Genomic DNA, 22,210 nt, shown 5'->3' with positions numbered 1-22,210 from the left:
TAACCACTCACAACGTGACGAGGAAAATCCGGAATACGTGATGACAGTACTCTTCGCCGTGATTTGAGGGAAATATCTTTTCCGTCAATACTTTGTTGAAAAGTGAAAATTCGTCGTCGTGTGACGGCGGAAAAGGTTTTCGTCTGCGCCCGGTTCTGACTACAATAGCCGCCATTTCGACCCCCTTATACTGGATAACAACACGCGTATGCGCCTGCACAATCATCGTCTTGAACTTCTTAGTCCTGCCCGCGACGCCGGTATCGCTCGCGAAGCGATCCTTCACGGCGCCGATGCCGTTTACATCGGTGGACCTGGCTTTGGCGCCCGCCACAACGCCAGCAACAGTCTGAGCGATATCGCCGGGCTGGTGCCTTTCGCTCATCGCTTTGGCGCAAAGGTATTTGTGACGCTGAACACCATTCTGCATGACGATGAACTGGAGCCGGCGCAGCGGCTGATTACCGATCTCTACGACGCAGGCGTCGATGCGCTTATCGTCCAGGATATGGGGATCATGGAGCTGGATCTGCCGCCGATTGAGCTGCACGCCAGCACCCAGTGCGATATTCGCAGCGTGGAAAAAGCGAAGTTTCTCTCCGACGCCGGCTTCAGTCAGATCGTGCTGGCGCGCGAACTGAACCTCAGTCAAATCAAAGCCATTTACGACCACACTGACGCCACCATCGAATTCTTTATCCATGGCGCGCTGTGCGTGGCCTATTCCGGGCAGTGTTACATTTCGCACGCCCAGACCGGACGCAGCGCCAACCGCGGCGACTGCTCGCAGGCTTGCCGCTTGCCGTATACCCTGAAGGACGATCAGGGGCGGGTGGTGGCCTATGAGAAACATCTCCTGTCGATGAAGGATAACGATCAGACCGCCAACCTGGCGGCGCTGATCGACGCTGGCGTACGCTCCTTCAAAATTGAAGGCCGTTACAAAGACATGAGTTATGTGAAAAACATCACTGCGCACTACCGTCAAATGCTGGATGCCATTATCGAAGATCGCGGCGACCTGGCGCGCGCCTCGGCTGGACGCACTGAGCATTTCTTTATCCCGTCCACGGATAAAACCTTCCACCGGGGCAGCACTGACTACTTTGTTAATGCCCGCAAAGGCGATATCGGCGCCTTTGATTCGCCGAAATTTATCGGCCTGCCGGTAGGTGAAGTTCTGAAGGTAGGCAAAGACCATCTCGACGTTGAAGTCAGTGAACCGTTAACCAACGGCGATGGTCTCAACGTGATGATTAAGCGCGAAGTGGTGGGCTTCCGTGCTAATACCGTGGAAAAAACCGGCGAAAACCGTTATCGGGTATGGCCGAACGAGATGCCAGCGGATCTGCATAAAGTGCGCCCCCATCAGCCGCTCAACCGCAACCTCGATCATAACTGGCAACAGGCGCTGCTAAAGACCTCCAGCGAACGCCGCATCGCGGTAGATGTGACGTTGAGCGGCTGGCAGGAGCAGCTGGTTCTCACCATGACCTGTGAAGATGGCGTCAGCGTGACCCACACCCTTGACGGGGAGTTCGCCGAAGCTAACCAGGCGGAGAAAGCGCTGGCCAACCTGCGTGACGGTGTCACAAAACTGGGGCAAACCATCTACTATGCGCGCGAGGTGCAGGTTAATCTGCCGCCGCTGTTTGTGCCCAACAGCCTGCTCAACCAGCTGCGTCGGGAAACTGCGGAGATGCTGGATGAAGCGCGCCTCAACGCCTGGCAGCGCGGCACCCGCAAGCCGGTCTCCGTACCGCCGCCGGTCTACCCTGAGACCCATCTCTCCTTCCTCGCCAACGTCTATAACCACAAGGCGCGGGCGTTCTACCAGCGCTATGGCGTACAGCTGATCGACGCCGCCTATGAAGCGCACGAAGAGAAGGGCGATGTGCCGGTGATGATCACTAAGCATTGTCTGCGGTTCGCCTTCAACCTCTGCCCGAAGCAGGCGAAAGGCTCCATCAAGAGCTGGAAAGCCACGCCGATGCAGCTGATCCATGGCGATGAGGTCCTGACCCTGAAGTTTGACTGCCGTCCGTGCGAAATGCACGTGGTCGGCAAGATCAAAAACCATATCCTCAAAATGCCGCACCCGGGCAGCATTGTGGCCTCCGTCAGCCCGGACGATCTGATGAAGACGCTGCCGAAGCGCAAAGGGGCCTGATTCGAGTCGATGCTATTGGCAGGATGCCCGCGGTTTACGGTCGTCCTGCCAGCGGTGATGTTCGCGCAGGTCTGCGGCGGCCTCCTCGTGCTGGCTGCGAAGCTCATCGCTATCCGCTTCGTGCAGCAGCTGCTGTTCGAGACTTTGCACCGGAAAGTACTCGTGTCCCTGACGATGGGCCAACAGATGCCCGGAAAATAATGCGCACAGCAACAGCAGGGCGCTTATGCTTCTCTTTAACATACCTTTTCTCGACGGAACAATGGCGTGGACATACTATGTCAGGCGCAATGCAGGCTTTTTTTCGGGCATCTCAAAGAACGGCAAGAGTTTGTCAACGATGGCTGACGAAGGATGAAAAAAGGCCTGACGCGGAANCCAGGCCAGAGTGCTACGCTTTCGGCGGCAGCGGTTTCCCGCTGTGCTCGCTCCCTTTTGGCGGCTGCTTGCCGTTGTGCTGCGGCTGTTTACCGTCGTGCTGCGGCTGTTTGCCGTCTCGTTGTGACTGTTTGCCGTCTCGTTGTGGCTGTTTGCTGTTGTATTGCGCTTGCTTGCCATCGTGTTGGCCGTTTTTCACCGGCGGTTTACCCTGATGCTGCGCGCCTTTTTCCGGCGGCGGCGGGTTGTCGGCAGCGAAAGCCCATGACGACATTCCCAGCGTCATTATGGCGGAGAGTATAGCTAACTTCTTCATAGCAATATCCTTTCTTCAGATGTAGCGCCGTATTTCATCAGGCAAAAGTGAAGATAAGATGGAGAAGTCCCTTTTCGGACTTCTCTGCATCCCACTCAGACTTTTAGCCCTGCGGCGGTCATCAGCAGGCGAAACAGCAGGCTTATGGCGGCCAGCGTCAGTACGCTACCTCCCCAGAGCGCGATCAGCCACAGCAGACGTTTAGGCCAGGCAGTATGCATCAGTGATATCCCTCCCCAGGCTGAACTTTGCCGCGGAACACGTAATAGCTCCAGCAGGTGTAGCCAAGAATGACCGGAATAATCAGCAGGGCGCCCACCAGCATAAAGCCCTGGCTTTGCGGGGGAGCGGCAGCCTGCCACAACGTGATGGCCGGCGGGATAATATGCGGCCAGATGCTGATCCCCAGTCCGCTGAAGCCGAGAAAGACCAGGCCCAGCGTCAGCGTGAAGGGCGAAACATGGCGGTCGCGCTGATGCAGCGTGCGCCACAGCCAGCCGCTAACGAGGATCACCAGCAGCGGTACCGGCAGCAGGAAATAGAGATTCGGCAGGCTGAACCAGCGGGCAGCAATCGCCGGGTGCGCCAGCGGAGTCCACAGGCTGATGACGGCAAACACCGCCAGCAGGGCACCCAGCAACTGCCGCGATGCGCTGCGCATTCTCTGCTGCAGCGCGCCTTCACTTTTCATCACCAGCCAGGTGGCGCCGAGCAGCGCATAGGCCACGCATAGTCCGAGTCCGCAGAACAGGCTGAACGGGGTCAGCCAGTCAAACATGCCGCCGCTGAAGGCGCGACCGCTGACGGTGAAACCGTTGATCACCGACCCGACCACCACGCCCTGGCTGAAGGTTGCCAGCAGGGAGCCGCCAAAAAAGGCGCGATCCCAGAATGGCCGGTGCGACGGCGTAGCCTGGAAGCGAAACTCAAAGGCGACGCCGCGAAAAATCAGGCCGATCAGCATCAGGGTCAGGGGGATCGACAGGGCGTCGATGATCACCGCGTAGGCGAGGGGAAAGGCGCCAAACAGGCCGGCGCCGCCGAGCACCAGCCAGGTTTCATTGCCATCCCATACCGGCGCGACGCTGTTGACCATTACGTCGCGATCCCCGCCGCCCCGCACCGTGCTGAACAGCAGGCCGATGCCCAGATCAAAGCCATCCATGACGATGTACATCAGCGTGGCAAAGACGATAATCACGAACCAGATCACCGATAATTCGATACCCATTAGCGGGACTCCTTCTGCAGATAACCTTCAGTGGCGGCGGACAGCGGGCGGGCTGGCGTACCGGTTGTCGCCGGGAGCATCTCCTGCGGCCCCTTGCGGATCAGGCGCAGCATATAGCTGTAGCCGACGCCGAAGACGGCGCTGTACACTACGATAAAGGTCAATAAACTGACCGACATATGCAGATCGCCATGAGCGGAAACGGCATCGGCGGTGCGCTGAACGCCATACACCACCCAGGGTTGGCGGCCCACCTCGGTGGTCACCCAGCCGGCGAGAATAGCGATCAGGCCGGATGGCCCCATCCACAGGGCAAAACGCAGAAACGGCCGCGAGTGGTATAGCCGGTCGCCGCGACGCAGCCACAGGGCCAGCACGCCCAGCAGCAGCATCAACATGCCCAGCCCGGCCATCAGGCGAAATGACCAGAACACCACAGTAGAATTCGGGCGCTCCTCAGGAGCGAACTCTTTCAACGCCGGCACCTGTTTATCAAGACTGTGGGTGAGGATCAGACTGCCCAGGGCCGGTATCTCAAGCCCGTAGCGGGTGCGCTCCTGGTCCATATCGGGCCAGCCAAACAGCAGCAACGGCGTTGGCTCACCCGGCGGATTTTCCCAGTGCCCCTCAATGGCGGCGATTTTCGCCGGCTGGTGCTTCAGGGTATTCAGGCCATGCATATCGCCGATCAGCGCCTGGACGGGGGCGACCAGCAGCGTCATCCATAGCGCCATCGAGAACATCTTACGGATCGCCGGCGACTGATTGCCGCGCAGCAGATGCCAGGCCGCCGAGGCGCCGACAAACAGCGCGCTACTGAGAAATGCCGCTACTGTCATATGCAATAATCGGTAGGGGAACGACGGATTAAAGATCACCGCCAGCCAGTCGACGGGCACGACCTGGCCATCAACGATCTCAAACCCCTGCGGGGTCTGCATCCAGCTGTTAGAGGCGAGGATCCAGAAGGTGGAGATGATAGTACCCAGCGCCACCATGCAGGTGGCGAAAAAGTGTAGCCCCGGCCCCACGCGGTTCCAGCCGAAAAGCATCACCCCGAGGAAGCCCGCTTCCAGAAAAAATGCCGTCAGGACTTCATAGGTCAGCAGAGGGCCGGTTATGCTGCCTGCAAACTGTGAGAAACCGCTCCAGTTGGTGCCGAACTGGTAGGCCATCACCAGCCCGGAAACGACCCCCATACCGAAGTTGACGGCGAAAATCTTCGACCAGAAATGGTACAGCGAGCGCCAGACGGGATTTTTTGTTTTTAGCCATAAGCCTTCGAGCACCGCCAGATAGCTGGCCAGTCCGATGGTAATGGCGGGGAAGATAATATGAAATGAGACCGTAAAAGCGAATTGAACTCGCGCCAGATGGAATGCATCAAGACCGAACATGCAGGACTCCACAACAAAATTGATTCAGCGCAATTTTAGGTGGGGTGACGACTGAGGGGCAGAGGCAGTCACGCCATTTTTTATCATAACAGTTGGCCGCTGTTATGATTTTTCAGCTGTTGCCAGGGCGAGAAAATATCCTTGCGCAACCTTGATTAATCCCTGCGGAAGGTGATTAGGCGCTATTCCGCTGTCTGTCATATTATTGCTAACGGCTGGCTACGCGGCCCTGCCGCCGGTATGGCGTAGTCACCTGGTCGGCATAATATATCCTTACCACCCGCCGTGGCGCATATTTTGGCTTACGAAATCCGCCACGGATTTTTACTCTGATTTATTGTCACTCATTAGTATGAGAATAAGTAAAAACGCTGAGCCGGTTAATCGTAAATTAAATAATAATAAATTGTCGGCTCCGCGGCTAATTTGTACTGTATGAGCTCGGGAATAAATAAAAGGGAATGCCAATGTCTGAAAAAGGATTACAGAGTCTGTGCATTACGCTTGGCGTAATGATTATCTTCTGGTTTGTTTTAATCTCGCTATTCTGGGTGGTGATATTTTAAACCCATCCCGTGCTATCACGGCGACGCGGCCGCCGCTGCAGATATAACAGTTACAGGAAACTATGATTTTTTTATAACTGATATATGATAATGGGACGTTATCGTACGGGGACGGCCGCAATGAAAAAGTATCAACAGTTGGCGCAGCAACTGACCGAGCAGATCGCCCTTGGCGTCTGGTTGCCTGGCGATCGGCTGCCGTCGCTGCGCGAGCAGGTGATCAGCAGCGGCATGAGCTTTATGACCGTCAGCCATGCCTATCAGCTGCTGGAAAGCCAGGGGCGCATCGTCGCCCGTCCGCAGTCGGGTTATTATGTTGCCCCCCAGCCGGTGAAGCTCCGCCAGCCGGCGCCGCCTGCCCAGGTCACTCGCGATGAAGCCGTCGATATCAATACCTATATCTTTGAGGTGCTCCAGGCCAGCCGCCAGGCGTCGATGCTGCCCTTTGCCTCGGCCTTTCCGGACCCGCGTCTCTTCCCGCTGCAGCAGCTCAACCGCTCGCTGGCGCAGGTGAGTAAAACCGCCACCGCCATGAGCGTCATTGAGAATCTGCCGCCGGGGAATGCAGAACTTCGGCATGCCATTGCCCGTCGCTATGCCCTGCAGGGGATGAACGTCTCGCCGGACGAGATCGTCATCACCGCCGGGGCGCTGGAGGCGCTTAACCTCAGCCTGCAGGCGGTGACCGAGCCGGGAGACTGGGTGGTGGTGGAAAACCCCTGCTTCTACGGCGCCCTGCAGGCGCTGGAGAGGCTGCGTTTGAAAGCATTGTCGGTGGCCACTGACGTCAGGGAAGGCATTGATCTGACGGCGCTGGAGGCGGCCCTGCAAAACTATCCGGTGAAGGCCTGCTGGCTGATGACCAACGGCCAGAATCCGCTCGGCTTCACCCTCAGCGCTGAAAAAAAAGCGGCGCTGGTGGCGCTGCTGGCGCGCTATAACGTGATGTTGATCGAAGATGATGTCTACAGCGAGCTCTATTTTGGCCGCGAAAAGCCGTTACCGGCGAAGTTCTGGGATCGCCAGGAGATGACGCTGCACTGCAGCTCGTTCTCAAAATGTCTGGTACCCGGCTTTCGTATCGGCTGGGTGGCGGCCGGCAAACAGGCGCGGCGGATCCAGCAGCTCCAGCTGATGAGTACGCTTTCCACCAGTTCGCCGATGCAGTTAGCCCTGGTGGATTACCTGTCCACCAAGCGCTATGACGCCCACCTGCGCCGTCTACGTCGTCAGCTGGCGGAGCGTAAACAGCAGGCCTGGCAGGCGCTGCTGCGCCATCTGCCGCCGGAGGTCGTCGTCCACCACAGCGACAGCGGCTACTTTCTGTGGATCGAACTACCGGAAGGGGCCGACGCTAGCGCACTTAGCGCCCGGGCGCTGGCGTCGCACATCAGCATTGCCCCAGGGAAAATGTTCTCCACCTCCGACAGCTGGACCTCGTTTTTCCGTTTTAATACCGCCTGGGGCTGGGGGGAACGCGAAGAGCAGGGGGTGAAGCGCCTGGGGGAGCTTATTCGCGAACAGCTTGCCTGACCCTGTCGTTTATTTTTCTCATCATAAACATTCTGCGAAAATAAGCGAAAGAGGATTTTTATCGAGGCCGGTCATTATTTTACCGGCGCTCACCATAGGAAATATGCATACCCCTCCTCATTCCCTAACTCGTTGTCTATAATCCATAAAGTCCTGCTTGTGTTGGCGATTTTTACGTAATGCGTCCCGGGTCACAACCTGAATAAATTCCCCTGGGGGCGTTAATCCGCTGACTACCCTTATTTCAGGAGATATTTTTACGGCACGGCTGCCGCTAATTCCTTTGTGACAGGAGTAACACCTGATGAGCAAAAAAATTGCCCGTTGCAGCCTTTATGTGCTGGGTATGGCTTGTTTGACCGTTCAGGCGGCAGAGCCGCTCACCTCGCTGGATAAACCGGAAGGGCGGCTCGATATTATTGCCTGGCCGGGATATATCGAACGCGGTCAGACCGACAAACAGTACGACTGGGTGAGTCAGTTCGAAAAGGACACCGGTTGCCAGGTTAATGTCAAAACCGCTGCCACCTCTGACGAGATGGTCAGTCTGATGGCCAAAGGCGGCTACGATCTGGTCACCGCCTCGGGTGATGCTTCGCTGCGCCTGATCATGGGCAAACGCGTGCAGCCGATCAACACGGCGCTGATTGCCGGCTGGGGCTCCCTTGATCCGCGTATTGCGAAGGGGGCGTGGTTTAACGTCGGCGGTAAAGTCTATGGCACGCCGTATCAGTGGGGGCCGAACCTGCTGATGTACAACACCCGCGTATTCCCGACGCCGCCGGACAGCTGGCGCGTGGTGTTCGTCAAGCAGGATCTACCGGATGGTAAAACCAACCAGGGGCGGGTGCAGGCCTATGATGGCCCGATCTATATCGCCGACGCCGCGCTGTTTGTCAAAGCCACCCAGCCGCAGCTGGGGATCGAAGACCCCTATCAACTGACCGAAACCCAGTACAACGCGGTGCTGAAAGTCCTGCGCGACCAGCAACCGCTGATCCATCGCTACTGGCATGACGCCACCGTACAGATGAACGACTTCAAAAACGAAGGGGTAGCCGCCTCCAGTTCGTGGCCCTATCAAGCCAACGGCCTGAAGGCGGAAGGCCAGCCGGTCGCCACCGTGTTCCCGAAGGAGGGGGTAACCGGCTGGGCGGATACCACCATGCTGCACAGCGAGGCGAAGCACCCGGTCTGCGCCTATAAATGGATGAACTGGTCGCTCACGCCGAAGGTGCAGGGCGATGTGGCGGCATGGTTCGGTTCGCTGCCGGTGGTGCCTGAGGGCTGTAAAGCCAGCGCGCTGCTCGGTGATAAAGGTTGTGAGACCAACGGCTATGAGCAGTTTAACCGCATTCACTTCTGGAAAACGCCGGTTGCGGAAGGCGGGAAATACGTGCCCTATAGCCGCTGGACTCAGGACTATATTGCGATAATGGGCGGCCGCTAAGGATCGGAGGCAAACAATGACGTACGCGGTTGAGTTCCAGAATGTATCGCGCCTGTATGGCGATGTGCGGGCGGTGGATGGGGTTAGCATTGGCATACGCGATGGAGAATTTTTCTCGATGCTGGGTCCGTCCGGCTCGGGTAAAACCACCTGCCTGCGGCTGATTGCCGGTTTTGAGCAGCTCTCCGGCGGAACCATCCATATCTTTGGTCAGCCGGCCAGCGAACTGCCGCCCTGGCAGCGGGATGTGAATACCGTGTTCCAGGACTACGCGCTATTTCCCCACATGTCGATCCTTGACAACGTCGCCTACGGCCTGATGGTCAAAGGCATGGCGAAGAAAGCGCGCCATGCCCGCGCCCAGGAGGCGCTGGAGAAGGTGGCCCTTGGCTTTGCTCATCATCGCAAGCCCTCCCAGCTCTCCGGCGGCCAGCGGCAGCGGGTCGCGATTGCCCGGGCGCTGGTGAACCAGCCGCGGGTGCTGCTGCTCGATGAGCCGCTGGGCGCTCTGGATTTGAAACTACGCGAGCAGATGCAGGTGGAGCTGAAAAAGCTGCAGCAGTCGCTGGGGATCACCTTCATCTTCGTGACCCACGACCAGAGCGAAGCGCTGTCGATGTCGGATCGCGTGGCGGTGTTTAACAACGGGCGCATTGAGCAGGTGGATGCCCCGCAGGATCTCTATCTGCACCCCAGGACCGCGTTTGTGGCCGGTTTTGTCGGCACCGCCAACGTTTTTGCAGCCGAGGCGGCCCGACGATTGTGCGGGATGGCGGGCAGTTGGTCGCTGCGTCCGGAGCATGTTCGCCTGCAGGGCGGCGGCGAGGTGCAGGTGCAGGGCGTGGTGCAGGCGGTGCAGTATCAGGGGGCGGCGACGCGGATCGAGCTCCGCCTCGCGGATGGCGACAAACTGCTGGTCAGCCAGGCCAACATCGATGGCGCGGCGGCGGCCAGCGTTCCGCGAACCGGGGAAATAGTACAGGCGTCATGGTCGCGCTCGGCGATGACCCCGCTGGAAAGCGGAGGCTGAGATGACCATGGCAATAATTCCTGCGCAGACCGGGCGCATATCGGGGATCTTCTGGCGCCGACCGGCGCTGGGCCTGTTTTTACTGCTGCTCGGGCCGCTGATGTGGTTTGGCATCGTGTATCTGGGATCGCTGCTGACCCTGCTGTGGCAGAGCATTTATACCTTTGACGACTTCACCATGTCAGTGGCCAGCGATTTCACGCTGGCTAACCTGCGGGCGCTGTTCAACCCTGCCAACTACGATATTATTGTGCGGACCCTGGTGATGGCGCTGTGCGTCACGCTGGCCAGCGCGCTGCTGGCGCTGCCGATGGCCTGGTATATGGCGCGCTATACCAGCGGCAAAATGAAGGCCTTCTTTTATATCGCGGTCATGCTGCCAATGTGGGCCAGCTATATCGTCAAAGCCTATGCGTGGGTGCTGCTGCTGGCGAAAGATGGCGTGGCGCAGTGGTTCCTCGGTCATCTTGGACTGGAGGGGGCGCTGAACGCGCTGTTGAGCGTCCCGGCGGTCGGTGGCAATACCTTGTCCACCTCCGGCCTTGGACGCTTTCTGGTGTTCGTCTACATCTGGCTGCCGTTTATGATCCTGCCGGTGCAGGCGGCGCTGGAGCGTATTCCGGGATCGTTGCTACAGGCCTCGGCCGATCTGGGCGCGGCCCCGCGGCAGACCTTTCGCTACGTGGTGCTGCCGCTGGCCATTCCCGGCATCGCCGCTGGGTCGATCTTCACCTTTTCGCTGACGCTAGGCGACTTTATCGTGCCGCAGCTGGTGGGCCCGCCGGGATACTTTATCGGCAATATGGTTTACTCGCAGCAGGGGGCGATCGGCAATATGCCGATGGCGGCGGCGTTTACCCTGGTGCCTATCGTCTTGATTGCCCTCTATCTGGCGTTCGTGAAACGTCTGGGAGCCTTCGATGCACTCTGAACGCGCGCCCTGGTATCTGCGACTGGCGACCTGGGGCGGGGTGATATTCCTCCACTTTCCGCTGCTGATTATCGCCATCTATGCTTTTAATACGGAAGATGCAGCCTTTAGCTTTCCGCCGCAGGGGCTGACGCTGCGCTGGTTCAGCGAGGCGGCCGGGCGCAGCGACATTCTGCAGGCAGTGACACTGTCACTTAAGATCGCCGCCCTGTCGACCGCCATTGCCTTAGTGCTTGGCACGCTGGCTGCNGGAGCCCTGTGGCGCAGCGCCTTTTTTGGCAAAAACGCGGTGTCGCTACTGCTGCTGCTGCCTATCGCCCTGCCGGGGATCATTACCGGCCTGGCGCTCCTGACGGCGTTCAAAGCGGTCGGCCTTGAGCCTGGCCTGCTGACGATCGTGGTGGGGCACGCGACCTTCTGCGTGGTGGTGGTGTTTAACAACGTCATCGCCCGCTTCCGCCGGACTTCGTGGAGTATGGTGGAAGCCTCGATGGATTTAGGCGCTACCGGTTGGCAGACCTTTCGTTACGTAGTGCTGCCCAATCTGGGGTCGGCGCTGCTGGCGGGGGGAATGCTGGCATTCGCTCTGTCGTTTGATGAAATTATCGTTACCACTTTTACCGCGGGGCATGAACGCACCTTGCCGCTGTGGTTGCTGAATCAGCTGGGGCGGCCGCGAGATGTGCCCGTCACCAACGTTGTCGCGCTGTTGGTGATGCTGGTAACGACGATACCAATCTTAGGGGCCTGGTGGCTCACCCGCGACGGCGATAACGACGCCGGAAACGGGAAATAAAACCATGAAACAGGATAATGCTATGCAACACAACCTATTGATAAACGGTAAGTTAGTGGCAGGTGAAGGCGAGAAGGTTCCGGTATATAACCCTGCAACCGGCGAAGTGATCCTGGAGATTGCCGAAGCGACAGCGGCCCAGGTCGATGCCGCCGTTGAGGCGGCGGACCGGGCATTCGATGCCTGGAGTCAGACGACGCCGAAGACGCGTGCGGAATGTCTCCTGAAGCTGGCGGACGCCATCTCGGCGCAGGCTGAAACCCTGGCGCAGCTGGAGTCGCTGAACTGCGGCAAGCCGCTGCACTGCGTGATTAATGATGAAATGCCGGCCATCGCCGACGTCTTCCGCTTCTTCGCCGGCGCCGCTCGCTGCCTGCCGGGGATGGCGGCCGGAGAGTATCTCGAAGGGCATACCTCAATGATCCGCCGCGATCCGGTGGGCGTGGTGGCCTCCATCGCGCCGTGGAACTATCCGCTGATGATGGCGGCCTGGAAGCTGGCCCCGGCGCTGGCGGCGGGCAACTGCGTAGTGATAAAACCCTCGGAGATCACCCCGCTGACGGCGCTGAAGCTGGCGGAGCTGGCAAAAGATATCTTCCCGGAGGGGGTTATCAACGTGCTGTTTGGCCGCGGTAAAACGGTGGGCGACCCCTTGACCGCCCACGTTAAAGTGCGAATGGTCTCCCTGACCGGATCGATTGCCACCGGGGCCCATATCATCGGCCATACCGCCTCGTCGATTAAACGCACCCACATGGAGCTGGGCGGTAAGGCGCCAGTGATCGTTTTTGACGATGCGGACATCGATGCGGTGGTGGATGGGGTGCGGACCTTCGGTTTTTACAACGCCGGCCAGGACTGCACGGCCGCCTGCCGGATCTACGCCCAGCAGGGTATCTATGACCAGCTGGTGGAGAAACTTGGGGCGGCGGTGGCCAGCCTGAAAATGGGGGCGCCGGAGGACGCTGCCACCGAACTGGGTCCGCTGAGCTCGCTGGCCCATCTTGAGCGCGTTAGCGCGGCGGTGGAAGCCGCCAGGGCGCTGCCGCACATTAAAGTGGTCACCGGCGGCAGTCGGGCTGACGGCGCGGGCTATTACTTCCAGCCGACGCTGCTCGCCGGCGCCCGGCAGGAAGACGCTATTGTCCAGCGCGAAGTGTTTGGTCCGGTAGTCAGCGTGACGCCTTTCAGCGATGAAGCGCAGGCCCTGAGCTGGGCGAATGACTCTCAGTATGGCCTGGCCTCCTCGGTATGGACGAAAGATGTCGGTCGCGCCCATCGTCTTAGCGCCAGGCTGCAGTACGGCTGCACCTGGGTCAATACCCACTTTATGCTGGTCAGCGAAATGCCGCACGGTGGCCAGAAGCTGTCAGGCTACGGCAAGGACATGTCGATGTATGGCCTTGAGGATTATACCGTGGTCCGCCATGTGATGGTTAAGCATAGCTAAAGGATTGACCATTTAGCGCCAGGCGACTATTGCGCGATGGGTGTGTTAGGCCGCTAATAGTCACAATGGCAAAAATTGTCAAAACTCAACCCAGGGGATATGAGATTATTCTGATGCCCCTTCAAGAGCTAAGCCATCATGAGTGCCGGAGATAAGCGCCGGATGGGGTCCGCCAGTCACCCTGGGCGCACAGCGCCCGGCGGGTGGGGCGGCAACATCGCGGTTCGCGACCGAATTGCGGCCCCTGTCTGTCGGCAGGGGCTTTTTTGTGCTCGCAGAAGAGCGAAGAGATGAGCCGGCCAGTCGCGCCGGGGTAACGAGAATACCGCTTTAATTACTTTCAGCGCTTGGTTTTTTTGCTGGGCAGGCTGGCGCTGCGCCGGTCACGAATGTAGGAAATAAGATTATACACCGCCGCGACCAGCAGGATTAGCGCGATGACCAGCGTGATGATTCCGGACATATCCACCTCGAAATTCAAAGCGCGAACTGCGCTAAAGCATTACCAATGGTTATGAATGTAAGTATTATCTGACGCGAAGGCAAATGATATTTGTTGTCATTTAGCGCTATTTCTGGCTCTTATCCGTGATGACGGAGATGAAGAGGTTATGTTACAACGGCTTGCCATCGCCATTTATCTTCTTACGATGACGGCCCGCGCGATATATTGCGCCTGTGGCGAAGGCGGCGATCCTTTTCCCTTTGCCGACGGCGAAATATTTTCCTTATTAGCGAAATTAACTCCCCTGAACAGAAAGTATTTCACGGCTAGAGATAAGCTTTTAATATTTACGGTTATCGCATGATATTTGTTCTGAATATTTTATAGCCCTGAGGCAGAGGCAAATACCGGATGCCGCCCGGTAGCGCGCCCCGGGTTTGACTTTCCGCCGCCGCTCATGCGATCATTTAGGGCATATTAGGTTTTGACGTTGATGTCGCTGTGAAAATTTTTGCTTTTATTCTGCTGGCTATCGGCGCTGTGGCGCTGAGCTATGGTAATGCCCCGGCGAAACGAATCCAAAGCTGTGAGAAGATGGGCGTAGGGCAGGCCGTCTGCGCCGCCGCCGAATGGGATAGTGAAAAAGTCAATGTACTGCCGCGCTATAACCCCAGTCTTAATAAGGTAATAGCTGCCGCGCAGTTAGCCCCCGCCGCCCGACAGCAAGATAACAACTCTGTTGTTCGCGCGTAAAAAAGCAGCCTCCGGGGCTGCTTTTTTAGGTTTCGTTGCTGAATTAAATGATTAAAACCAGCCAAATCTTACGGACAGCAGGCTGATAAGCGCGAACGCGGCGCAGACATTAATCATAACGACGGTTTTACTGGAGACATCCATAGCGCCACCCTAATGAGTAAGTCCTAAAGGTATAGTACGGCGCCAGCGGTTGCGCTATCAGATTAAGACGAATCAGGCTTTATTCTGAATATTCAGCCCGTTTCTGATTTTGTTATACAGGTATCTCTGAATCACGACGTCATGGCAGATAATCATCCCACCATGGAACGNNNNTCAGGGAAGGAAAAAGTAAGAATGACGTTATATCAAAAAATGTTGGTGTTTTACGCCATTATGGGCGTGATATGCGCCGTGATTAGCTGGTTTTTAACCAAAGAGAGCCGGATGATCCGCCTGCTGGCGGCCCTGCTGATCGGCGCCACCTGGCCGTTCAGCTTCCCGATGGCGCTGCTCGTCTCGCTGTTTTAACCCTCAGGCGCTAGACGGCAGAAAGGGGTAGCACAAAGGATAAGGTTACTGTATAAAAAAACAGTAACCTTATCATGGAGGCATACAGGTGAACGGTTTTTATTCGTCCGTCGCTGGCGCCACGCTGCGCTGGCACGATTTCCCGGGAGATGGCCTTCCGGTGGTGTTTATCCACGGCCTTGGCTGCGCGTCATCCTACGATTATCCCCGCATTGCCAGCGATCCCGCGCTCCGAGAACGGCGCAAAATACTCATCGATCTGCCGGGCTTCGGCTATAGCGATAAACCGCGCGTGTTTAGTTACAACATACATGAGCAGGCTTTAGTTTTGGAGCAGTTCCTCAGCCACCTGCGCCTGCAGCGCTTCGCGCTGTTCGGGCATAGCATGGGAGGGAGCATCGCCATCGAAGCGGCGGGGCTACTGGGCGAGCGGGTGACCACGCTGCTGGTCTCGGAACCCAACCTGTTCGCCGGCGGCGGCGAGTACAGCAGGCGCATTGCGGCGCAGTCAGAGTCAGCCTTTGTCGCTGACGGCTATGCCAGGCTGCTGGCGGAGGAGCGCTCGCCGTGGGCGGGTTGTTTACAAAACAGCGCCCCCTGGGCCGTCTGGCGGGCTGCCAGCAGCCTGATACGCGGCAGCGACACGCCCTGGTTTACCCAGCTATGCCAGCTGCGCTGCCAGAAAATGCTGATCGTCGGAGAGCGGTCGCTCCCTTACGCGGATAGCGACCTCGTTCAGGCACAAGGGATCCCGGTCGGCATCGTGCCCCATGCCGGACACTCGATGGCGTGGGAAAATCCGCAGGGGCTGGCGCAGCTTATCGCCAGCCATAGTTAAGAGGCGCTGGGCCTCAGAAGGGAAGCTCGCGGGGCTGGGTCTGGATCGTTATCCAGCGCAGCTCGGTGAATTCCGCGATCCCGGCCCGCCCGCCAAAGCGGCCATAGCCGGAGGCTTTGCAGCCGCCAAACGGCATTTGCGCCTCATCATGCACCGTTGGGCCATTGATATGGCAAATCCCGGTATGCAGACGTTGCGCTACGTTCCACGCTCTGGCGCTGTCGCGGCTGTAGACCGCAGCGGAAAGACCATATTCGCTGTCGTTGGCCACCGCCAGCGCCTCCTCTTCGCTATGAACGCGAATAATCGCTTTCACCGGACCGAAGGACTCTTCACGCCACAGGCGCATCTCGCGGGTCACGCCGTCCAGCAGGGTCGGGCTCATATGGGTATCGTTGGCTCTACCACCGGTCAGCAGGCGAGCGCCTTTCGCTAACGCATCGTCAATGAGCGCGTTGCAGCGGGCGATGGTGTTCATATCGACAACCGGGCCCGTGAGGGCGGCAGGCAGGGCGGCGGCGCGCCTGGCCAGCAGCGGGATAAACGCCTCCGCTACGGCATTGTCGACAATAATGCGCTCGGTGGACATGCAGATCTGCCCGGCGTTGGCGAAGGCGCCAAAAACAGCGCCCGCCGCCGCTTGCTCAATATCAGCATCGTCCAGCACCAGCAGGGGCGCTTTTCCACCGAGCTCGAGCACCGCTGGTTTCAGATACTGTCCGCAGGTGCGGGCGATAATGCGCCCCACCGGTGTGGAGCCGGTAAAGTTAACGCGCCGCACCGCCGGGTGGGCGATCAGCGATTCCACCAGCGCCGGCGCATCTTCAGGCGCACAGGTAAGATAGTTCACCACGCCCGGCGGGAAGCCCGCCGCGTCAAGGGCGTCGATAATCAGTCCCTGAGTGGCGGGGGAAAGTTCGGCGCCTTTAAGGATCACCGTGTTGCCACAGGCCAGCGGCGTCGCCAGGGCCCGGGTGGCCAGAATCAGCGGCGCGTTCCACGGCGCCATGCCCAGCACCACTCCCGCCCCCTGGCGGACGCCCATCGCCAGGTTACCCGGCACGTTGGACGGAATTATTTGCCCTTCAATCTGGGTGGTCAGCGCCGCCGCTTCACGCAGAATATCTGCCGCCAGATGAACGTTAAATCCGGCCCAGTGCGCGGTCGCGCCGGTCTCCGCCGCCATGGCGGCGATAAATTTCGCCTCCCGCAACAGCATCTGTTCCGCCGCCTCGAGCAGTAAGCGACGTCGTTCCGCCGGCGCAGTATCGCGCCACAGCGGAAAGGCGCAGGCCGCGGCTTCGACGCAGCGTTTGCCGTCGGCGAGGCTGGCGGCAGCGGCCACCGAGGCTGCCTCATCGTGGGCCGGGTGGCGTCGGGTAAAGGTGCGGCGGCCTTCGGCATCGTGCCACTGGCCGTTAATGTACAGATTGCAGGTGATTGTCATGGTGGAAACCTCTTGTTCTGCGGTTCCCCCAGTGTACCGGGCGGCACTGACGGGAAGCGTGAGCCGGGCGGTTATCGCACATTTTTTTGCAGGAATTTTGTGTGGCTCACATCATCCCGAAGCCCTCTGGCGTAAAAAGCAGCGCAACGTCGATTAAACCAGCAAATTCCACGCGTTTTGCATAAGGTGATAGCCATTGATTATTTGCCGCCGTCAGGCGGCTGTGCTGTTATTACTGATCTTATAATCAATAATCAGGACTTATAACCATGTCTACAGGGAAAACCACGTTGGCGCTGCTGCTGAGCGCACTGCTGCCGGCCGGCGCCGCCTGGGCCGCAGGCAATGACACTCTGGTCTACTGCTCAGAAGCCTCTCCGGAGTCCTTCAATCCGCAGATCGCCAGCTCCGGTCCGTCGTTCGTCGCCAGCTCGCAGGTACTGTATAACCGTCTGGTGAGCTTTGACCCGGTGAAAAATACGCCGATCCCGTCGCTGGCCACCGAGTGGCACGTCTCTGAGGATGGCAAAACCTGGACCTTTACTCTGCGTCAGGGGGTGAAGTTCAACAGCAACAAATTCTTCAAACCGACCCGCGATTTTAACGCCGACGACGTCCTGTTCTCCGTGCTGCGCCAGATGGATCCTCAGCATCCTTATCACAAGGTGTCGCAGGGGAACTATGAATACTTCCACGACGTGGGCCTCGATAAGCTGATTAAATCGGTGAAAAAGGTGGATGATTACCATGTCCAGTTCGAGCTCAACGAGCCGAACGCGGCGTTTCTTGCCGACTGGGGCATGGACTTCGCCTCTATTCTGTCGGCAGAGTATGGTGAGGCGATGCTGAAGAAAGGAACGCCGGAAAACGTTGATAACTGGCCTGTCGGTACCGGGCCGTATGCGCTGCAGCAGTATAAAGTGGATTCGCAAATCCGCTATATTGCCAATCCCCACTACTGGGAAGGCGAGGTACCGACCAAGCACTTAATCTTCTCCATTACGCCGAACGTCGAGACCCGTCTGGCGAAACTGCAGACCAACGAGTGCCAGATTATTCCCGCGCCGTCGCCGGTACAGTTCCCGGTGATTAAGGGCAATAAAGATCTGGCGCTGCATGCGATTGAGGCGCTGAACGTCGGCTATCTGGCGTTTAACACCGAGAAAAAACCGTTTGATAATGTGCTGGTGCGCCAGGCGTTAAACTACGCTACCGACAAGCAGGCGATCGTCAAGGCGGTATTCCTCGATTCCGGCAGCGTGGCGAAATCACCGATCCCGTCGACGATGCTCGGGTATAAGAAAGATCTCCCGGACTATGACTACGATCCGCAGAAAGCCAAAGCGCTGCTCAAGCAGGCGGGTCTGGAGCAAGGCGCGGAAGTGACCCTGTGGTCAATGCCGGTCCAGCGCCCCTACAACCCAAACTCAAAACGCATTGCCGAAATGATCCAAAACGACTGGGCGAAAGTGGGGGTGAAAGCCAAAATTGTCAGCTATGAATGGGGCGAATACCTTGCCGGTATGCGTAAAGGGGAGCACGACAGCGCCCTGTATGGCTGGATGTCGGACAACGGCGATCCGGACAACTTTGCTGGCACATTGCTCAGCTGTGATAATATCCAGACCGGCTCCAACGCCGCCCGCTGGTGTGACAAATCCTATGACGCGCTGGTAAAGAAAGCGCTGTTGGTGAGCGATCCGCAGGCGCGGGCCAAACTCTACGAACAGGCGCAGGAGATCTTTTATCAGCAGGCGCCATGGATCACCCTGGCGACCGGGAAAACCTTCTATGCGACGCGCAGCAACGTCAGCGGCTACACCGTCAGCATGATGGGGAGCGATTTTTCCAAAGCGAAGCTGAATTAAGCGAAAGGAGAACAGGATGGCACATCTGGATGAGGTTATCGTCAAAGTCGATGACACCCTGGCCGAGGGCGTTATCGCGCATATGAATGAGCTGCTAATCGCCCTGAGTGATGATGCGCAACTCAGTCGTGAGGAACGCTATATCCAACAGCAGCGTCTGCGCACCGCCATCGCCCATCATGGGCGACAGCATCAGGAAGAGCAGGACGCGCGCAGCGAGCAGTTGACCAAAGGCGGCGCGATCCTCTGAAGATGCGCTCAGAACTGGCGTCTGGCCACCAGCCAGGCGCCCACCACCAGCATCACCGCCCCGCATAACGGTCCGATCAGCGCCCGCACCGGCACGCCGTGGGCGCGAACTAAATCCATGATCAACCCGCCCACCAGCTGGCTGGCCACCAGTACCGCAATGGTCGTCGCCGCGCCAACGTTTTGATAACCGCTGATGCTGGCGAAGACGAAAAAGGACCCCAGCAGGCCGGGGATCAGCGTCCACCACTTCACGCTCAGGGCCAGCTCCTGAAAGCCGGCGACGCCCTGGCGCAGCAGTAACATCGTCACGAAGATAACGATCCCGACCAGCGAATTGAGCAGCATAGCGATAAGGATCGTCGACGCCGACTGGGTGATGCGCACCATCAGAGTGTTCTGCACTACCAGGCCAACGCCGGCGGCGATCAGGCAGGCGAGAGTGAGCGACGCGTTCATGCTTTGCCGTCCGGGTCCTGACGCGCATCCAGCTGCAGCTGCATAAAGGTCAGATCCAGCCAGCGGCCAAATTTGGTGCCCACCTGCGGCATCTGCCCGGTGGTGATAAAGCCCAGCGTTTCATGCAGATGCAGCGAAGCGTGATTCTGCGACTCGATGCCGGCGACCATCACATGTTTATTCAGCCGTCGCGCTTCGGCGATCAAGGCGACCAGCAGCTTGCGGCCCAGCCCTTTCCCCTGGTGTTCGGGATGAACGTACACCGAATGCTCCACGGTATGGCGAAAGCCGTCAAATGCCCGCCAGTCGCCAAACGAGGAATAACCGGTAATGACGCCGTCTTCCTCGCTCACCAGTACCGGAAATCCAGCCAGCTGGCGGGCTTCAAACCAGGCGATGCGGTTGTCGGTATCCACAGTTTTATCATTCCAGATGGCGGCGGTATGGACGACGGCATGATTATAGATCTCGGCGATCGCCGCGCAGTCGTCTTTAATGGCAGGGCGAATGGACATAGCAAACCTCAATTTTTCGTACACTATAGTAGTACAATACTATTACAATAATGAACGCCACGCTGTCATCCGTTTTCAGCATAATTTTAACGGCTAACCCGGGAATAACGCGTCTCGGTGGATGGTTGTGTAATGGGGGGGCGCACACTATAGTGTTACGTTATGAATACTATAGAAGACAACCTCAATCAGCGCATCAGCGCGCGCATCCGCATCGAGCGCGAGTCCCGCGGCTGGTCGCTGAACGACCTCGCCGAACGGGCCGGCGCCTCGCGGGCGATGATCCATAAAATCGAGCGTGGCGAAAGCAGCCCGACCGCCTCGATGCTGGGCCGCCTTTCCGGTGCCTTCGGCATCAGTATGTCGACCCTGATCGCCCGCGCGGAAATGCAGGAGGGCAAGCTGCTGCGCTTTGCCAGCCAGCCGGTATGGCGCGACCCGCAAAGCCACTATCTCCGCCGCCACGTTTCGCCGCGCAGCGATTTGCCGATCGATCTGGTGCAGATTGAGCTGCCGCCCGGTAGCGATGTGCCGATGCCCGCCGCGTCCTATGCGCTTGCCCGCCAGCTAATCTGGCTGCAACAGGGCGAGCTGGTGTTTGTCGAAGGCAATACCCGCCATGAGATGCAGGCGGGGGATTGTCTGGAGCTTGGCCCGCCCAACGATTGTCGCTTTATTAATGAATCCGCAGAGACCTGCGTCTATCTGGTGGTTCGCCTTAATCAATCGCCATCCGGCTCTTAATGTTAAAGCATAATACGCATAAAGCAGCTAGCCTCAGTACAGTCTGCTAACAAGAGGAGTTTGCTATGACAGATCAACCGCAACGCCATCGCCGCTGGGTGCTGGCTTCCCGTCCCCATGGTGAACCGACGGCAGAGAATTTCCGCCTGGAAGAGAGCGAAGTGCCGACGCCAGGCCCGGGTCAAGTGCTGCTGCGTACCGTTTATTTATCGCTCGACCCGTATATGCGCGGGCGCATGAGCGACGCGCCGTCCTATTCGCCGCCGGTGGCCATTGGCGCGGTGATGGTGGGAGGGACCGTGAGTCGCGTGGTCAGCTCAAATCATGCCGATTATCAACCCGGCGACTGGGTGCTGGGCTACAGCGGCTGGCAGGATTATGAACTCTCCGACGGCAGCGGACTGGTGAAGCTGGGTGACAATCCGCAACACCCGTCCTGGTCGCTGGGAGTTCTGGGGATGCCCGGCTTCACCGCCTACATGGGTTTGCTGGACATCGGCCAGCCAAAGGCGGGCGAAACGCTGGTGGTCGCCGCGGCGACCGGGCCGGTTGGCGCCACGGTTGGACAGATCGGCAAAATTAAGGGCTGCCGCACCGTCGGCATCGCTGGCGGCGCGGAAAAATGCCGCTATGCGGTTGAGACGTTAGGCTTTGATCTCTGCCTTGACCATCGTGCGGATGATTTTGCCGAACAGCTGGCCCAGGCCTGCCCGCAGGGTATTGACGTTTATTATGAAAACGTCGGCGGCAAGGTTTTTGACGCGGTGCTGCCGCTGTTGAATACCGCAGCGCGGGTACCCGTCTGCGGGCTGGTGAGCGGCTATAACGCCACCGGGCTGCCGGACGGGCCAGATCGTCTGCCGCTGCTGATGGCGACCATCCTCAAAAAGCGCATCCGGATGCAGGGCTTTATTATCGGCCAGGATTACGGGCATCGGATCGCCGAATTCCAGCAGCAGATGGGGCGCTGGGTGCAGGAGGGGAAAATTAAATATCGCGAACAGCTGATCGACGGTCTGGACCAGGCGCCGCAGGCGCTGATCGGCCTGTTAAAAGGTGAGAACTTCGGTAAGGTAGTGATCCGCGTCGCGGCGGACGACTAGCCTGGCGGGCTTCGACTTAACAGGCCCC

The 22,210-nt window shown here is 58.5% G+C and carries 26 protein-coding genes; 15 read left to right on the top strand and 11 right to left on the bottom strand.

The window, feature by feature from the left end; translation table 11 throughout:
• Positions 1-7: 7 nt before the first annotated feature.
• Positions 8-175 (bottom strand): hypothetical protein, encoded by a 168-nt coding sequence (locus VZP09_RS09710; protein WP_004220096.1) that lies wholly within the window; start codon positions 173-175, stop codon positions 8-10.
• Between the two features lie 33 nt (positions 176-208).
• Here VZP09_RS09710 and VZP09_RS09705 point away from each other — a divergent pair, with 33 nt between their 5' ends.
• Positions 209-2,170, top strand: a complete 1,962-nt coding sequence (locus VZP09_RS09705; protein ID WP_002907469.1) for a peptidase U32 family protein — start codon at positions 209-211, stop codon at positions 2,168-2,170.
• 12 nt (positions 2,171-2,182) lie between these two features.
• Here the strand turns inward: VZP09_RS09705 and VZP09_RS09700 are convergent, their stop codons facing one another.
• The 5 genes from VZP09_RS09700 to VZP09_RS09680 form a co-directional block, all read right to left on the bottom strand.
• The gene (locus tag VZP09_RS09700; protein WP_004143781.1) at positions 2,183-2,413 is read right to left on the bottom strand and encodes a DUF2554 family protein; all 231 of its coding nucleotides are present in this window, start codon (positions 2,411-2,413) and stop codon (positions 2,183-2,185) included.
• A gap of 148 nt (positions 2,414-2,561) precedes the next feature.
• On the bottom strand, positions 2,562-2,864 hold the full coding sequence (locus VZP09_RS09695) for an acid shock protein (protein WP_114262012.1): 303 nt from the start codon (positions 2,862-2,864) through the stop codon (positions 2,562-2,564).
• A 95-nt stretch (positions 2,865-2,959) separates the two neighbouring features.
• Entirely contained in the window at positions 2,960-3,085 is a 126-nt protein-coding gene (locus VZP09_RS09690) for a DUF2474 domain-containing protein (protein ID WP_002907461.1), read from the bottom strand.
• The gene (gene cydB / locus VZP09_RS09685; RefSeq protein WP_002907458.1) at positions 3,085-4,095 is read right to left on the bottom strand and encodes a cytochrome d ubiquinol oxidase subunit II; all 1,011 of its coding nucleotides are present in this window, start codon (positions 4,093-4,095) and stop codon (positions 3,085-3,087) included. The genes VZP09_RS09690 and cydB overlap by 1 nt, the downstream gene beginning before the upstream one ends.
• Positions 4,095-5,492 carry a cytochrome ubiquinol oxidase subunit I gene (locus tag VZP09_RS09680; protein ID WP_004151214.1) on the bottom strand — a complete coding sequence of 466 codons (1,398 nt, stop codon included), beginning with the start codon at positions 5,490-5,492 and terminating at the stop codon, positions 4,095-4,097. The genes cydB and VZP09_RS09680 overlap by 1 nt, the downstream gene beginning before the upstream one ends.
• Before the next feature lie 686 nt (positions 5,493-6,178).
• Between VZP09_RS09680 and VZP09_RS09675 the strand changes: the two genes are divergently transcribed.
• The 6 genes from VZP09_RS09675 (at position 6,179) to patD (ending at position 13,248) form a co-directional block, all read left to right on the top strand.
• Positions 6,179-7,591 (top strand): aminotransferase-like domain-containing protein, encoded by a 1,413-nt coding sequence (locus VZP09_RS09675; protein ID WP_004175937.1) that lies wholly within the window; start codon positions 6,179-6,181, stop codon positions 7,589-7,591.
• Positions 7,592-7,895: 304 nt separating this feature from the next.
• Positions 7,896-9,041 (top strand): putative ABC transporter substrate-binding protein YdcS, encoded by a 1,146-nt coding sequence (gene ydcS / locus VZP09_RS09670; RefSeq protein WP_002907384.1) that lies wholly within the window; start codon positions 7,896-7,898, stop codon positions 9,039-9,041.
• A 16-nt stretch (positions 9,042-9,057) separates the two neighbouring features.
• Entirely contained in the window at positions 9,058-10,071 is a 1,014-nt protein-coding gene (locus VZP09_RS09665) for an ABC transporter ATP-binding protein (protein WP_004184243.1), read from the top strand.
• Between the two features lies 1 nt (position 10,072).
• Positions 10,073-11,002: an ABC transporter permease gene (locus tag VZP09_RS09660; protein ID WP_328795084.1), complete on the top strand. Its 930-nt coding sequence runs from the start codon at positions 10,073-10,075 to the stop codon at positions 11,000-11,002.
• Positions 10,992-11,798 (top strand): ABC transporter permease, encoded by an 807-nt coding sequence (locus VZP09_RS09655; RefSeq protein ID WP_004143773.1) that lies wholly within the window; start codon positions 10,992-10,994, stop codon positions 11,796-11,798. Before VZP09_RS09660 ends, VZP09_RS09655 begins: the two co-directional genes overlap by 11 nt.
• Before the next feature lie 22 nt (positions 11,799-11,820).
• Positions 11,821-13,248, top strand: coding sequence for an aminobutyraldehyde dehydrogenase (patD, locus tag VZP09_RS09650; RefSeq protein ID WP_004175939.1), 1,428 nt, complete (start codon positions 11,821-11,823; stop codon positions 13,246-13,248).
• A gap of 340 nt (positions 13,249-13,588) precedes the next feature.
• Here the strand turns inward: patD and VZP09_RS09645 are convergent, their stop codons facing one another.
• Positions 13,589-13,711 carry a small membrane protein gene (locus VZP09_RS09645; RefSeq protein ID WP_004175940.1) on the bottom strand — a complete coding sequence of 41 codons (123 nt, stop codon included), beginning with the start codon at positions 13,709-13,711 and terminating at the stop codon, positions 13,589-13,591.
• Between the two features lie 148 nt (positions 13,712-13,859).
• Between VZP09_RS09645 and VZP09_RS09640 the strand changes: the two genes are divergently transcribed.
• Together VZP09_RS09640 and VZP09_RS09635 are read left to right on the top strand one after the other, a co-directional pair.
• Positions 13,860-14,057, top strand: coding sequence for a hypothetical protein (locus tag VZP09_RS09640; protein ID WP_016946523.1), 198 nt, complete (start codon positions 13,860-13,862; stop codon positions 14,055-14,057).
• Between the two features lie 137 nt (positions 14,058-14,194).
• On the top strand, positions 14,195-14,446 hold the full coding sequence (locus VZP09_RS09635; RefSeq protein ID WP_002906893.1) for a hypothetical protein: 252 nt from the start codon (positions 14,195-14,197) through the stop codon (positions 14,444-14,446).
• A gap of 51 nt (positions 14,447-14,497) precedes the next feature.
• Here the strand turns inward: VZP09_RS09635 and yncL are convergent, their stop codons facing one another.
• On the bottom strand, positions 14,498-14,590 hold the full coding sequence (gene yncL / locus VZP09_RS09630) for a stress response membrane protein YncL (protein ID WP_002906891.1): 93 nt from the start codon (positions 14,588-14,590) through the stop codon (positions 14,498-14,500).
• Positions 14,591-14,785: 195 nt separating this feature from the next.
• Between yncL and VZP09_RS09625 the strand changes: the two genes are divergently transcribed.
• Both VZP09_RS09625 and VZP09_RS09620 read left to right on the top strand, forming a co-directional pair.
• On the top strand, positions 14,786-14,959 hold the full coding sequence (locus VZP09_RS09625; protein ID WP_002906888.1) for a GhoT/OrtT family toxin: 174 nt from the start codon (positions 14,786-14,788) through the stop codon (positions 14,957-14,959).
• An 88-nt stretch (positions 14,960-15,047) separates the two neighbouring features.
• Positions 15,048-15,797, top strand: coding sequence for an alpha/beta fold hydrolase (locus VZP09_RS09620; RefSeq protein WP_004200090.1), 750 nt, complete (start codon positions 15,048-15,050; stop codon positions 15,795-15,797).
• 13 nt (positions 15,798-15,810) lie between these two features.
• On the opposite strand, the gene VZP09_RS09615 is transcribed toward VZP09_RS09620, so the two are convergent.
• Positions 15,811-17,244: an aldehyde dehydrogenase gene (locus VZP09_RS09615; protein ID WP_004180137.1), complete on the bottom strand. Its 1,434-nt coding sequence runs from the start codon at positions 17,242-17,244 to the stop codon at positions 15,811-15,813.
• 269 nt (positions 17,245-17,513) lie between these two features.
• On the opposite strand from VZP09_RS09615, the gene VZP09_RS09610 reads away from it, so the two are divergent.
• Both VZP09_RS09610 and VZP09_RS09605 read left to right on the top strand, forming a co-directional pair.
• Positions 17,514-19,112 (top strand): ABC transporter substrate-binding protein, encoded by a 1,599-nt coding sequence (locus tag VZP09_RS09610; RefSeq protein WP_009484786.1) that lies wholly within the window; start codon positions 17,514-17,516, stop codon positions 19,110-19,112.
• A gap of 16 nt (positions 19,113-19,128) precedes the next feature.
• Positions 19,129-19,362, top strand: coding sequence for a YdcY family protein (locus VZP09_RS09605; protein WP_328795083.1), 234 nt, complete (start codon positions 19,129-19,131; stop codon positions 19,360-19,362).
• Positions 19,363-19,370: 8 nt separating this feature from the next.
• Here VZP09_RS09605 and VZP09_RS09600 read toward each other — a convergent pair whose 3' ends face one another.
• Positions 19,371-19,820 (bottom strand): DMT family transporter, encoded by a 450-nt coding sequence (locus VZP09_RS09600; protein WP_004180135.1) that lies wholly within the window; start codon positions 19,818-19,820, stop codon positions 19,371-19,373.
• Positions 19,817-20,335, bottom strand: coding sequence for a GNAT family N-acetyltransferase (locus tag VZP09_RS09595; RefSeq protein WP_002906796.1), 519 nt, complete (start codon positions 20,333-20,335; stop codon positions 19,817-19,819). Before VZP09_RS09595 ends, VZP09_RS09600 begins: the two co-directional genes overlap by 4 nt.
• A 162-nt stretch (positions 20,336-20,497) precedes the next feature.
• On the opposite strand from VZP09_RS09595, the gene VZP09_RS09590 reads away from it, so the two are divergent.
• Both VZP09_RS09590 and VZP09_RS09585 read left to right on the top strand, forming a co-directional pair.
• Entirely contained in the window at positions 20,498-21,079 is a 582-nt protein-coding gene (locus VZP09_RS09590; RefSeq protein ID WP_002906794.1) for a helix-turn-helix domain-containing protein, read from the top strand.
• 65 nt (positions 21,080-21,144) lie between these two features.
• The gene (locus tag VZP09_RS09585; protein ID WP_002906792.1) at positions 21,145-22,182 is read left to right on the top strand and encodes an NADP-dependent oxidoreductase; all 1,038 of its coding nucleotides are present in this window, start codon (positions 21,145-21,147) and stop codon (positions 22,180-22,182) included.
• The last annotated feature ends 28 nt before the right edge of the window (positions 22,183-22,210 follow it).

It is taken from the genome of Klebsiella sp. EMBS2024, assembly GCF_036233805.1.
In the GTDB taxonomy this organism is placed as follows: Bacteria; Pseudomonadota; Gammaproteobacteria; order Enterobacterales; family Enterobacteriaceae; genus Klebsiella; species Klebsiella pneumoniae.
Note: the sequence above shows the minus strand (reverse complement) of the source record. Positions and strands in the feature narration are given on the sequence as shown.